Genomic DNA, 13,559 nt, shown 5'->3' with positions numbered 1-13,559 from the left:
AATTAAGCTACATTTATCCGCCATTATGCGGGGAAGATGTGCGCTGAATCGTGCCAATTTGTGTAACTATACAACAAAAAATTCTTTTGCCCCGCGAAAAAATGATGTAGAGTTACAGACGTAGGGTACAGAGGTAAGATGTTCTATCTTTCAGACCTTTTACTTCACGTAATCGGATTTGGCTATATATTAGCCGCCCCAGTCATTTATTGACTGGGGCGTTTTTTATTGGGATTTGTGAGCACTTTTCGCGAACCGATAGGAAAACAGCCCGGCATTACCCGTGAAAATACGGGTTGATGATTTTTTTACTCTAGGGGGAAGTGGTATTGCCAGGTATTAACTCAGGGCGATATAAAACATCACCCTTGGGGATAACAGCCCTTGCGGGCTGCTGTTAGCGCTTACTCACTCACCTTCATCGTCATAATCATCAATCATAACTTCTGGTGGTATCTCGCTAAACCAGGTATCCAGTTTTTCCCGTAGTTTTTCGACGCCAATCTTCTTCAAAGAAGAGAAAGCTTCAACCTGAATATCACCCATAAATGGAATAATCGCTTCTCGCACCATGTTCAATTGAGCCTTACGGGCGCCCGAAGCCAGCTTATCCGCTTTGGTCAGCAATAATAGAACCGGGGTGCCAACCGCAACCGCCCAGGTAATCATCTGCTGATCTAAATCTTTCAGTGGATGGCGAATATCCATCAACACAACTAATCCTTTCAGACAGTTACGCTTTTGCAAATACTCACCCAGCGCGCGTTGCCATTTGAGTTTCATCTCTTCCGGGACTTCAGCATAGCCATAGCCCGGTAAGTCAACCAGACGAATACCGTCAACGACTTCAAATAGGTTAATTAGCTGAGTACGGCCGGGTGTTTTACTGGTTCTGGCCAGACTTTTCTGGTTAGTTAACGTATTAAGTGCACTCGATTTACCGGCATTTGAACGGCCAGCAAATGCCACCTCAATACCTTCATCACGTGGCAGATGGCGGATATCCGGAGCACTGATGACGAAGTGGGTCATGTGATAGTTATAGTTTCTAATAGTCAAAATTTGTCGTCTCCGTGAGAGATAGCTTACATGCAGCGATTATAACTGCATCAGGCAAAAAAAAGGGGGTTTATCTTTTATACCCTTCAAGTAACAGGGTTCAGGTATACTGGCAGGCGCGCTGGTTGAGTTGCCTTGAGGGCCGCAGATATGACAAGGATGGCGCATTGCAGGAGGGAGATATCCGGTTGTTATGTCAGTGCAGGGAGTGTGCTGTAAGGATATCCTTCCGCAGAAGATGCGAAAAAGGGCGACAGGTTAATCTGCCGCCTTTTTTCTTTCTCTTCTTTCTGCTAGATTCCGGCCCAATCCTATACTAAATCCGATCCCATACTTATTTACCCATTTAAGAGCACAGGTTATGAAGCAGCCAAATAAAGCACCACGCGCGAATATTGCGGCCCCGAAAGGTACCGCGACGCCTAAGCGTATTAGAAAGACCCGTGTAGAGCTTGATATTGAAGCTCGCGAGCGTAAACGTCAGAAGAAACATAGTGGCAATCGCTCAGGGGCGAGAACCAATGTAGAAGGCAGCAATAAGAAGGGCCAGTCCGAGACTCAAGAGAAAGATCCACGTATCGGCAGTAAAGTACCCGTGCCGCTGGTGGTTGAGAGTAAGGTTAAAGCTAAGCCAACCACTAAGCCGGTGGCTAAAGTTGAAGCTAAGCCACGTCTGACGCCGGAAGAAGAGCTGTCTAAGCTGGAAAACGATGAGCGTCTGGATGCATTGCTGGATCGTCTGGATAATGATGAAGTATTGAGCAAAGAAGATCAGGCTTATGTTGATCTGACGTTGGATCGTATTGATGCCCTAATGGAACAATTGGGTATTGAATTGGGCGACGATGAAGATGACGAAGCGCCAGAAGAAAAGCAGGAAGACATTTTGCAATTGCTGAAACGCGGTAACCCAAAAGATACATTTTAAACCATGAATTGGGTGATCCTGATAATAGCCCTACTGCTTACATGTTATCTAGTGTGGTTATTGGGTAAACTATGGCTACTGTCGCAACGAAGAAAGCGGTTGCGCAGTGCTACTGCGGCCAGACAACGAAAACATCTGCCCTCTAACCGGCCCGGTAGGCGCAAATATCGGAAGGAATGAACATGTCTGAGCAGGCTATAGTTTGGGATTTATCCCTGATTCAAAAATATAATTATTCAGGGCCGCGCTATACGTCGTACCCCACTGCGCTTGAATTCAGTGAAGATTATAATGAATCTGCTTTTCAGCAGGCAGTGAAGCGTTACCCACAACGGCCTTTGTCGCTGTATGTGCATATCCCGTTTTGCCATAAGCTGTGTTATTTCTGCGGCTGCAATAAGCTGGTGACACGGCAACAGCATAAAGCTGATGAGTATCTGGCGGTCTTGGAAAAAGAGATCCGCCAGCGTGCGGCGTTATTTGTTGGGCGTCAGGTTAGCCAGATGCACTGGGGCGGTGGTACGCCCACTTACCTGAATAAAATACAAATTACCCACCTGATGAATCTGCTACGTGAAAACTTTGATTTCCTGCCCGGTGCTGAGCAATCAATAGAAGTAGACCCACGTGAAATTGAACTGGATGTCCTTGATCACCTGCGTGCTGAGGGGTTTAACCGCCTAAGCATGGGGGTGCAAGATTTTAATAAAGAGGTTCAACGGCTGGTTAATCGTGAGCAGGATGAGGATTTTATCTTTGCCCTGATTGCCCGCGCTAAAGCCCTTGGTTTTAACTCAACCAATATCGATTTGATTTATGGTTTGCCAAAACAGACACCAGAGAGTTTTGCTTTTACCCTCAAACGGGTGGCAGAGCTGAATCCTGATCGCCTGAGTGTGTTCAATTACGCACATTTACCGAGTCTGTTTGCTGCTCAACGTAAAATTAAAGATGCCGATCTGCCGAGCGCCGAACAGCGGCTAGATATTTTGCAGCACACCATCAGTTTCTTAACTGAGTCTGGCTATCAATTTATTGGTATGGATCATTTTGCCCGGCCAGATGATGAATTAGCCATTGCGCAGCGTGAAGGTGAATTACACCGTAATTTCCAAGGTTATACCACCCAAGGCGACAGTGATTTACTCGGTTTGGGGGTTTCTGCTATCAGCATGTTGGGTGACAGCTATGCGCAGAATGAAAAAGATTTGAAGACTTACTATTCCTGCGTGGAGCAGCGTGGCAATGCGCTGTGGCGTGGTTTGGCGATGACTGAAGATGATTGCTTGCGCCGTGATGTGATTAAAACGCTGATTTGTAATTTCCAAATCAGTTATCAGCCGATTGAGCAGCAGTATGGTATTCGTTTTGCAGATTATTTTGCTGAAGATTTTGAGCTACTAGCGCCTTTCGAACACGATGGGCTGGTGGAGCGGGATGATAAAGGCATTCGGGTAACACCGCGCGGGCGCTTACTGATTCGTAATATTTGTATGTGTTTCGATATCTATTTACGGAAACAGGCGCGCAAGCAGCAGTTTTCACGCGTGATCTGATGATGTCCCCCTCAATGGTCAACATTACCTTGAGGGGGAATTTAGGCAGGAATTACTCTGTTTCTCCCAACTACTCCATTCCCAGCTCTTTTAACTTCCGCGTTAAGGTGTTGCGGCCCCAACCCAGCAGACGTGCCGCTTCTTGCTTATGACCTTGAGTATGGCGTAATGCCGTGGTTAACAGCGTGCGCTCCATTTCCGGCTGTGCCTCAGATAACAGATCCTGATGACCAGAACGTAGGGCGCGTTCAGCCCATTGTGCCAATAGGGTTGCCCAGTTGTCCGGCGTCCGCTGACCTGAAGCATCTGGCGTGCTGGTTTCAAACAATTCAGAAGGTAAATCTTGAGTCAGTACTTCCTGCCCGGCAGCCATCACCGTCAGCCAGCGACAGGTGTTTTCCAGTTGGCGCACGTTACCCTGCCAAGGCAGACGGGTTAGCGCCACTTCGGTCTCAGGGTGCAGATTTTTGGCTTCCACACCTAACTCTTTAGCCGCCACTTGCAAGAAGTAACGAGCCAAACGCGGAATGTCTTCACGACGTTCACGCAGCGGTGGCAGATGTACCCGAATCACATTCAGACGATGGAATAAATCCTCACGGAATTTACCTTCCTGAACACGCAGCTCCAGATTTTGGTGGGTAGCGGCAATAATACGAACATCTACTTTGACCGGTGCGTAACCCCCGACGCGATAAAACTGACCATCAGCCAGCACGCGTAGCAGGCGGGTCTGTACATCCAATGGCATATCACCGATTTCATCTAAAAACAGTGTGCCGCCATCGGCTTGTTCAAAACGACCTTGGCGCACTTGATTCGCGCCGGTAAAGGCACCTTTCTCGTGGCCGAATAATTCAGATTCAATTAAATCTTTCGGGATCGCCGCCATATTCAGCGCGATAAACGGCGCTTTAGCCCGTGGGCTGTGGCGATGTAACGCATGGGCCACTAACTCTTTACCGGTACCCGACTCACCGTTAATCAGCACACTAATAGAAGAACGAGATAAGCGGCCGATGATACGGAAAACGTCTTGCATCGCCGGTGCTTCGCCAATGATATCAGCGGTTGGGCCGCTGGCTGGTTGGCTGCGTGCCGGTTGCTGCTGCTCCTGATAATGGCTGATAGCCCGCTCAACCAGAGCTACGGCTTCATCAATATCAAAAGGTTTAGGCAGGTAATCAAAAGCCCCTTGCTGATAGGCACTGACCGCAGCATCTAAATCAGAATGTGCCGTCATTATGATGACCGGGAGCATCGGGTGGCGCTGCTTAATCTGTTTCAGCAGGGCTAATCCGTCCATGCCAGGCATGCGAATATCCGATAACAACACATCCGGGGTTTGTGTCGCGAGTGCATCCAACACCTGGTTACCGGTATCGAAGGTTGCACAGTTCAGACCTGCTCCAGTCAGTGCACGTTCAAGCACCCAGCGGATGGAGCTATCGTCATCGACGATCCAGACTATCCCTCGTTGCATAGAAACCTCACTGGCGAATAGGCAGGTAAACCGAGAATTCGGTATGTCCCGGCCAACTGTTGAATTCAATTTTACCCGAATGTTGATCGATAAGATTACGGGCGATAGACAAGCCAAGGCCAGTTCCCCCCTCGCGACCACTTACCATCGGATAGAACACGGTATCTTGTAATTGCGTTGGAACGCCCGGACCGTCATCTTCAATATCAATGCGAGCGCTCAAACGATAGCGCATACCATGCAGTGTTATCTGAAACGCAGTACGGGTGCGCAGCGTAATAGTGCCGCCAGCTCCCCCCAAAGCCTGTAATGCATTGCGAGTGATATTCAGCAACACTTGTTCAATTTGGTCTGGATCATGGGCCAGTTCAGGCAAGCTTGGGTCATAGTCACGGATTAACGTCACATTATCTGGTTTTTCCAGCGAGACTAACTGACAAACCCGTTCAGCAACCTGATGGATACTTTGTGTGATGTGTTGACCGGGCCGTTGTGGGCCTAATAAGCGATCAACTAAGTTACGCAAGCGGTCTGCCTGCTCAATGATCACTTTGGTATATTCCAACAATGCCGGATCAGGCAATGCTTTAGACAATAATTGTGCTGCCCCCCGTAAGCCACCTAACGGGTTCTTAATCTCATGAGCCAGCCCACGAACCAGATCACGGGCTGCGACTTGCTGTGCATGTTGTAATTGTTCTTGGCTTAACCGACGCTGATTATCCATCGGCGCCATTTCCAGCAATATAAAACCTTCTGGCAGTGATTGTGCTGTCAGCGACAAAATATGCGCGCGGCCATCAACAACTACGGTCACCTCGTTATCGGTAAAACCTTGACCGGCGATCAGACTTTCCCGCATCAGGTCGATGTTAAGAGAAAAATAGCCTAATAAATCGGGCAGGGGTGTACCAAAAAGTTTACGAGAGCTTTGCGCCAGAAGTTGCTGCGCAGCGGGATTGGCATAATGGATAGCCAAATCATCATCTAATAGCAGAATACTATTAATGAGAGAATTAAGGATCTGCCCAGCATCGGGCAGCGTGCCTGTTGCCATTACGCAGACTCCTGCACTCTTTTGGTGAATACATCCTAATCGGTTCAGTCGTGACTGAGCCAGAGGAAATATGACGAAAACGAAAAGTGGAGAAAAAAGCCCATCCGAAGATGGGCCAAAAGTTTCCACGGCAACAACCCTTCATCTTTCAAGTTGTAGGTGTGTTGGCTGCTCTCACTCACCCGAATCACTTACTGGTGTAAGCTCATCGGGATTCTCTCGCTTGCCGCCTTCCTACACCTTGAAATCTATTGGGTAAACTAAAATTAAACGCTGTAATACAGTTCGAACTCAACTGGGTGCGGAGTCATACGAACGCGGTCCATTTCTTCTTTACGCAGTTCGATATAAGCATCGATAGCGTCGTCAGTGAACACGCCACCACGGGTCAGGAACTCGCGGTCTTCGTTCAGTGCAGCCATAGCTTCGTCCAGTGAACCTGCAACTTTTGGAATTTCTGCTTCTTCTTCCGGTGGCAAGTCATACAGGTTTTTGTCCATCGCATCACCTGGGTGAATTTTGTTGATGATGCCATCAAGGCCAGCCATCAGCAGTGCTGCGAAGCACAAGTATGGGTTAGCGGCTGGATCCGGGAAACGTGCTTCAATACGACGTGCTTTCGGGCTGGCAACCACTGGAATACGGATAGAAGCTGAACGGTTACGGGCAGAGTATGCCAACATGACCGGAGCTTCGTAGCCTGGGACCAAACGCTTGTAGGAGTTAGTCGTTGGGTTAGCCAAGGCGTTAATTGCTTTTGCGTGCTTGATGATACCGCCGATGTAGAACAGCGCCATTTCAGACAGGCCAGCATATTTGTCACCGGCGAACAGGTTAGTACCGTTCTTGGACAACGACATATGGCAGTGCATGCCTGAACCATTATCACCAAACATTGGTTTTGGCATAAAGGTCGCAGTTTTGCCGAATGCGTGTGCCACGTTGTGCACCACATATTTGTAGATCTGAATTTCATCGGCTTTCTTGGTCATGGTATTGAAGCGAGTAGCCACTTCGTTCTGACCTGCGGTAGCCACTTCATGGTGATGCGCTTCTACTACCAGGCCCATTTCTTCCATGGTCAGACACATGGTAGAACGCAGGTCCTGTGAAGAATCAACCGGAGGAACTGGGAAGTAACCGCCTTTCACTGCCGGACGGTGGCCTTTGTTGCCGCCTTCGTATTTGGTGCTGGAGTTCCATGCGCCTTCGATGTCATCGATAGCGACATGAGAGCCACGGATGCTGCTACCAAAACGAACATCGTCAAACAGGAAGAATTCTGGTTCTGGCCCAAACAGCACGGTATCTGCGATACCTGAAGATTTCAGGAATTCTTCTGCGCGTTTTGAGATTGAACGTGGGTCGCGATCATAGCCTTGCAGGGTACCTGGCTCAAGAATGTCACAACGGATAATCAGTGTGGAATCTTCGAAGAACGGATCCATAACAGCGGTGCTGGCGTCTGGCATCAGTACCATGTCGGATTCGTTAATGCCTTTCCAGCCACCAATCGAGGAGCCATCAAACATTTTGCCTTCTTCGAAGAAGTCAGCGTTGACCTGATGAGCCGGAATAGTGATGTGCTGCTCTTTCCCTTTGGTATCGGTGAAGCGCAAATCAACAAATTTCACTTCGTGCTCATTCAGCATCGTCAAAACATGTTCAGCGGACATACTTATATCTCCTGGATTTGTCATAGTCGTCGTGGAACGATTATCGTTTGGGTGTTCAGTTATCTTTTTATTCAGGCTAACGCTCATGCTGATTTTTCATGACCGTTATTCATGCTAAACTGCGTCATAAAGTCTGTTGCGAAATCTATGCCAACTTTCCAAACGCCCCGTTTATGCCATATCATAGGGGTCTGCTGATATTCAGTATGCACCAGGATAGTTATATTGCACTATTTTGGTGCTTCATTTGCGTCGTTGGGCACTGTATTGGTGCAAAGGTGGGCCGAGAGGCTATTTTTGCACCGTGAAAGGGATCACAAACTAACCGCCGTCAGGTTGTTTATAAGAGAAGTTTGTGATCTTGTTTAGTCCCTCGCTTAATACGTGTACAATAGCGCGCTATTTCTAAATGCCTGAGGCAAAAAAGCTGTGATCGAGAATCTGCGTAACATCGCCATTATTGCGCACGTTGACCATGGGAAAACTACCCTGGTTGATAAGTTGCTACAACAATCTGGTACGTTCGGTGAACGTGCTGAAGCAACTGAACGTGTAATGGACTCCAACGATTTGGAGAAAGAGCGTGGGATAACCATCCTCGCGAAAAATACCGCCATTAACTGGAAAGACTACCGCATCAACATCGTGGATACCCCAGGACACGCCGATTTCGGTGGTGAGGTTGAGCGTGTAATGTCTATGGTTGACTCTGTGCTGCTGGTCGTCGATGCAATGGATGGCCCGATGCCGCAGACCCGTTTCGTGACCAAGAAAGCCTTTGCTCATGGTCTGAAACCAATCGTGGTTATCAACAAAGTTGACCGTCCTGGCGCGCGTCCAGATTGGGTTGTCGATCAGGTGTTCGACCTGTTCGTAAACCTGGATGCCACTGACGAACAACTGGACTTCCCTATCATTTACGCATCAGCATTGATGGGTATTGCGGGCGAAGACCACAATGATATGTCGGCAGACATGACTCCGCTGTATCAGGCAATCATCGACCATGTGCCTGCACCAGACGTAGACAGCACTGGTCCATTGCAGATGCAAATCTCCCAGTTGGACTACAACAACTACGTAGGTGTTATCGGCATCGGCCGTATCAAACGTGGTGTTGTTAAGCCTAACCAGCAAGTTACTGTTATCGATAGCGAAGGTAAGACCCGCAACGGTAAAATCGCTAAAGTACTGGGCCATATGGGTCTGGAACGTATCGAAGCAACTATGGCTGAAGCTGGTGATATCGTTGCTATCACCGGTTTGGGCGAGTTGAACATCTCTGACACTATCTGTGATGTGAATGCTGTTGAAGCATTGCCAGCACTGTCTGTTGATGAACCAACTGTTACCATGTATTTCTGCGTTAACACCTCTCCGTTCTGTGGTAAAGAAGGCAAGTACGTGACTTCACGTCAGATCCTTGACCGTTTGAACAAAGAGCTGATTCATAACGTAGCACTGCGTGTTGAAGAAACTGAAGATGCTGACGCATTCCGCGTATCAGGCCGTGGTGAACTTCACCTGTCGGTTCTGATCGAAAACATGCGCCGCGAAGGTTTCGAGCTGGCTGTTTCCCGTCCTAAAGTTATCAACCGTGTTATCGACGGCCGTAATCAAGAACCATTTGAAAGCGTAACTCTGGATATCGAAGAACAGCACCAGGGCGCAGTAATGCAAGCCATGGGTGAGCGTAAGGGTGACGTGAAGGACATGGTTCCAGACGGCAAAGGTCGTATTCGTCTGGATTATATGATCCCAAGCCGTGGCCTGATTGGCTTCCGTACTGAATTCATGACTATGACTTCTGGTACTGGTCTGCTGTACTCCACATTCAGTCACTACGATGATGTGCGTCCAGGCGAGATCGGCCAACGTCAAAACGGCGTACTGATCTCTAACGGTCAGGGTAAAGCTGTGGCATTCGCACTGTACAAACTGCAAGACCGCGGCAAGCTGTTTATTGGTCACGCGACTGAAGTGTATGAAGGCCAGATCATCGGTATTCACTCACGTTCTAACGACCTGACTGTAAACTGCCTGACCGGTAAGCAACTGACCAACATGCGTGCATCCGGTACTGACGAAGCAACCACTCTGGTTCCTTTCTTGAAGAAAACTCTTGAACAGGCACTGGAATTCATCGATGACGATGAATTGGTAGAAGTTACCCCGCAATCAATTCGTATCCGTAAGCGTCACTTGACGGAAAACGATCGTAAGCGTGCAGGTCGTGGTCCTAAAGAAGGTTAATTCTTCTTGGTACTGCTGATACTTAGGGCGCTAGCTGCGCCCTGAGTTCTATTCGCCGCACCCTTGAAGCTGCAACTGTGTTAGCTTCGCTTACTAACCCGAATCACTTACCTGAGTAAGCTCATCGGGATAAGTTCACTTGCTGCCTTGTTGCAACTCCAAGGTTTTTGAGGATACATCCTATTTTTTTGCCATTGTTATAAAAATATTATTTTTCCTGACTGACCCCTCCTTTTTCTTCCTCTCTCTGTTCAGTTTTCCCTTTTCCCGTTACAGTGAAACTCACCATCTAATTGGGAGAGCGCCATGCTGTATATCTTTGATCTAGGTAATGTGATTGTCGATATCGACTTCAAACGCGTATTGGGCGTTTGGAGCAAATTAAGCAGTGTCCCGCTGGCGACGTTGAGTGAGCGGTTTACCATGGGCGAGGTCTTCCAGCAGCATGAGCGCGGTGAAATTAGCGATGAAGAGTTTGCTCACCAGCTCAGTGATGAGATGGGGCTATCTCTAAGTTTTGAACAGTTTGCCGAAGGCTGGCAGGCGGTATTTGTCGCTTTGCGCCCGGAAGTGATCGCCATTATGCAAAAGTTGCGTCAGGAAGGGCATCGGGTGGTGGTGTTATCCAATACTAACCGGCTGCATTGTAATCACTGGCCCCAACATTACCCTGAAGTGGTGGCTGCCGCTGACCATATGTATCTGTCCCAGGATTTGGGCATGCGCAAGCCGGAAGCGAGAATTTATCAGCATGTGCTGAGTGCGGAAAACATCCCGGCGGAGCAGGCGGTATTCTTTGATGATGTTGAAGCAAATGTTGTTGCAGCCAGAATTGTAGGTATCACCGCAATTCATGTCATAGACCGAAAGGTTATTCCTGCTTATTTTCCCTGATAAGTTCTTACTCCAGACGTTAATGGGTTAGCCTTAAATATCACGCTAACCCATAACCGAGCCTAAACACCGGTATTGACTGAGAGATAAACATGGCGAGTTTTCTGCGTTTTCGCTTATCTGCATCTTTAAAACCCTACATTACGTTCGGGCGAATGCTTTACACCCGAATAGATAAAGATGGGTTAACCATGCTGGCTGGGCATCTGGCGTATGTGTCATTACTTTCTCTAGTGCCATTGGTCACTGTGATTTTTGCTCTGTTCGCGGCTTTTCCCATGTTTGCTGATATCAGCATAAAATTGAAAGCCTTCATATTTGCCAATTTTATGCCTGCCACTGGCGATATTATCCAAAACTACCTTGAGCAGTTTGTTGCCAACTCAAATCGTATGACGGTGGTGGGCACCTGCGGCTTGATTGTGACAGCACTGCTGCTGATTTACTCCGTCGACAGTGTGCTTAACATTATCTGGCGCAGTAAGGTTCACCGGTCACTGGTGTTTTCATTTGCCGTTTATTGGATGGTACTGACATTAGGGCCAATTCTCGTCGGGGCCAGTATGGTGATCAGCTCATACCTGCTTTCATTGCAATGGCTGGCAAATGCCCAGGTAGACAGCATGATTGATGAGACATTACGGCTATTTCCTCTCTTGATTTCCTGGGTTTCTTTTTGGTTATTGTACAGTGTGGTTCCGACAGTACGGGTGCCTGCCCGGGATGCACTTATTGGTGCGCTGGTGGCTGCATTGCTCTTCGAATTGGGTAAGAAAGGATTCACGATGTATATCACGCTGTTTCCGTCTTATCAGTTGATTTACGGGGTGCTGGCGGTTATCCCCATCTTATTCCTTTGGGTTTACTGGAGTTGGTGCATCGTGTTACTGGGGGCAGAAATCACCGTGACCTTGGGTGAGTATCGAGCACAGCGGTCTAAAGTGGTCATTGAGGAAAACCAGAGTCAGGAGATGTAAGGCATTATGATTGCGTTGATTCAACGGGCGCTTAGCGCCAGTGTTGTCGTAGATGGGAATATTGTCGGTGAGATTGGGCCTGGATTATTGATATTGCTGGGGGTCGAACAAGAGGACACCGAGCAAAAAGCACAGCGTCTATGTGAAAAGGTTTTGGGGTACCGGATTTTTGGCGATGAGAACGATAAAATGAATCTCAACGTCCTGCAAGCTGGTGGCAGTGTGCTAGTCGTCTCGCAATTTACACTAGTGGCAGATACGCAAAAAGGCATGAGACCAAGCTTTTCCCGTGGTGCAGTTCCGGCAGAAGCTGATCGGCTTTATCAGTATTTTGTTGCCCTGTGTCGTGAGCGTGGTGTAAAAACGGAAACGGGATTATTTGCCGCAGATATGAAAGTCAGTTTGGTAAACGATGGCCCAGTGACTTTCTGGTTACAGGTCTAGAGGCAGAATAGTGCCCAAAACTGAGGGTTATTTTATTGATAATTTTAAAGAGAGAATGCTTCTATGTATCACTTGCGTGTGCCCATAACAGAACAAGAACTCAAAGATTATTATCAATTCCGCTGGGAAATGTTACGCAAGCCGTTGCACCAACCGGTTGGCTCAGAGAAAGATGCTTATGATGCGATGGCCCATCATCAAATGGTGGTGGATGAGCAGGGTAAACCTGTCGCTATTGGGCGGTTATATATCAATGCAGATAATGAGGCTGCGATTCGTTTTTTGGCCGTTGACCCATCAGTGCGCGCCAAAGGTTTGGGAACGCTGGTGGCAATGACCTTAGAGTCAGTTGCGCGGCAGGAGGGGGTGAAGCGAGTTGTGTGTAGCGCGCGTGAAGATGCGGTAGATTTCTTCGCCAAGCTGGGCTTTGTCAGCCAGGGGGAAATAACCGCCCCGCAAACCACACCTGTGCGCCACTTTTTAATGATAAAACCGGTTGTGACCATGGACGATATTCTGCATCGCCCTGATTGGTGCGGTCAGTTGCAGCAAGCCTGGTACGACCATATTCCGCTTAGTGAAAAAATGGGGGTGCGCATCAGCCAATATACCGGCCAGCGTTTTGTCACTACCATGCCAGAGGCGGGTAATCAAAATCCTCACCATACCTTATTTGCTGGTAGCCTTTTTTCGTTGGCGACCCTGACGGGCTGGGGCTTGATTTGGCTATTATTGCGTGAGCGCCATTTGGGCGGCACGATTATTCTCGCTGATGCCCACATTCGTTACAGTGCGCCGGTTACTGGTCGGCCCCGGGCAGTGGCTGAGCTAAGCTCCCTGAGTGGTGATCTGGATAGATTGGCCCGTGGCCGTCGTGCCAGAGTGCAGTTAGACGTGAATCTATTCGGTGATGAAGATGCTGGTGCTGTTTTTTCAGGAACTTACATGGTGTTGCCAGTTGCTGCTGGAGAGGATGCCGTGAGTTAATTCACGCCCTCCGCTATGCCCGCTTTACTGATAACAGATGAGCGGGTGTACATTTATAACTTTCTTTTATCCTCCCGCGTTCTATCTATACATTCTTTTCCTGTGACCCCTCGCACTAATTTATCGAATTCTTTGCTGTGGTATGTGCAATATTCAATAGATAACTTACAGTTATATATTCATGTTTCTGATTGATCATTTTTTGGAGGCGAATCAAAAAGTAATTTTCTCAGTGTTACCCACTG

Annotated in this window: 11 protein-coding genes; 7 read left to right on the top strand and 4 right to left on the bottom strand. The window is 48.2% G+C overall.

Annotated elements, in window-relative coordinates; all coding sequences use genetic code 11:
- Window positions 1-408: 408 nt before the first annotated feature.
- A complete protein-coding gene (yihA, locus tag V1955_RS22020) occupies window positions 409-1,059 on the bottom strand; it encodes a ribosome biogenesis GTP-binding protein YihA/YsxC (RefSeq protein WP_032907610.1) in 651 nt (216 codons plus the stop codon).
- 361 nt (window positions 1,060-1,420) lie between these two features.
- Between yihA and yihI the strand changes: the two genes are divergently transcribed.
- Window positions 1,421-1,987 (top strand): Der GTPase-activating protein YihI, encoded by a 567-nt coding sequence (gene yihI, locus V1955_RS22015; RefSeq protein WP_083161625.1) that lies wholly within the window; start codon window positions 1,421-1,423, stop codon window positions 1,985-1,987.
- A gap of 182 nt (window positions 1,988-2,169) precedes the next feature.
- Window positions 2,170-3,543 carry an oxygen-independent coproporphyrinogen III oxidase gene (gene hemN / locus V1955_RS22010; protein ID WP_083161627.1) on the top strand — a complete coding sequence of 458 codons (1,374 nt, stop codon included), beginning with the start codon at window positions 2,170-2,172 and terminating at the stop codon, window positions 3,541-3,543.
- A 70-nt stretch (window positions 3,544-3,613) separates the two neighbouring features.
- Here hemN and glnG read toward each other — a convergent pair whose 3' ends face one another.
- The 3 genes from glnG to glnA form a co-directional block, all read right to left on the bottom strand.
- On the bottom strand, window positions 3,614-5,026 hold the full coding sequence (gene glnG / locus V1955_RS22005) for a nitrogen regulation protein NR(I) (protein ID WP_042568869.1): 1,413 nt from the start codon (window positions 5,024-5,026) through the stop codon (window positions 3,614-3,616).
- Between the two features lie 7 nt (window positions 5,027-5,033).
- Window positions 5,034-6,083, bottom strand: a complete 1,050-nt coding sequence (gene glnL / locus V1955_RS22000) for a nitrogen regulation protein NR(II) (RefSeq protein WP_083161629.1) — start codon at window positions 6,081-6,083, stop codon at window positions 5,034-5,036.
- Window positions 6,084-6,349: 266 nt separating this feature from the next.
- On the bottom strand, window positions 6,350-7,759 hold the full coding sequence (gene glnA, locus V1955_RS21995) for a glutamate--ammonia ligase (RefSeq protein ID WP_004392048.1): 1,410 nt from the start codon (window positions 7,757-7,759) through the stop codon (window positions 6,350-6,352).
- 429 nt (window positions 7,760-8,188) lie between these two features.
- On the opposite strand from glnA, the gene typA reads away from it, so the two are divergent.
- From typA to fabY, 5 genes are all read left to right on the top strand, one after another.
- On the top strand, window positions 8,189-10,012 hold the full coding sequence (gene typA / locus V1955_RS21990) for a ribosome-dependent GTPase TypA (RefSeq protein WP_042568870.1): 1,824 nt from the start codon (window positions 8,189-8,191) through the stop codon (window positions 10,010-10,012).
- Between the two features lie 306 nt (window positions 10,013-10,318).
- Window positions 10,319-10,906 carry a glucose-1-phosphatase gene (yihX, locus tag V1955_RS21985; RefSeq protein ID WP_083161633.1) on the top strand — a complete coding sequence of 196 codons (588 nt, stop codon included), beginning with the start codon at window positions 10,319-10,321 and terminating at the stop codon, window positions 10,904-10,906.
- A 92-nt stretch (window positions 10,907-10,998) separates the two neighbouring features.
- The gene (locus V1955_RS21980) at window positions 10,999-11,883 is read left to right on the top strand and encodes a virulence factor BrkB family protein (RefSeq protein WP_083161635.1); all 885 of its coding nucleotides are present in this window, start codon (window positions 10,999-11,001) and stop codon (window positions 11,881-11,883) included.
- Between the two features lie 6 nt (window positions 11,884-11,889).
- Entirely contained in the window at window positions 11,890-12,327 is a 438-nt protein-coding gene (gene dtd / locus V1955_RS21975) for a D-aminoacyl-tRNA deacylase (RefSeq protein WP_442821397.1), read from the top strand.
- 63 nt (window positions 12,328-12,390) lie between these two features.
- The gene (gene fabY / locus V1955_RS21970) at window positions 12,391-13,314 is read left to right on the top strand and encodes a fatty acid biosynthesis protein FabY (RefSeq protein WP_083161639.1); all 924 of its coding nucleotides are present in this window, start codon (window positions 12,391-12,393) and stop codon (window positions 13,312-13,314) included.
- Window positions 13,315-13,559: the final 245 nt, after the last annotated feature.

This window comes from Yersinia sp. 2545 StPb PI (genome assembly GCF_052217125.1).
GTDB lineage: Bacteria > Pseudomonadota > Gammaproteobacteria > Enterobacterales > Enterobacteriaceae > Yersinia > Yersinia enterocolitica_E.
Note: the sequence above shows the minus strand (reverse complement) of the source record. Positions and strands in the feature narration are given on the sequence as shown.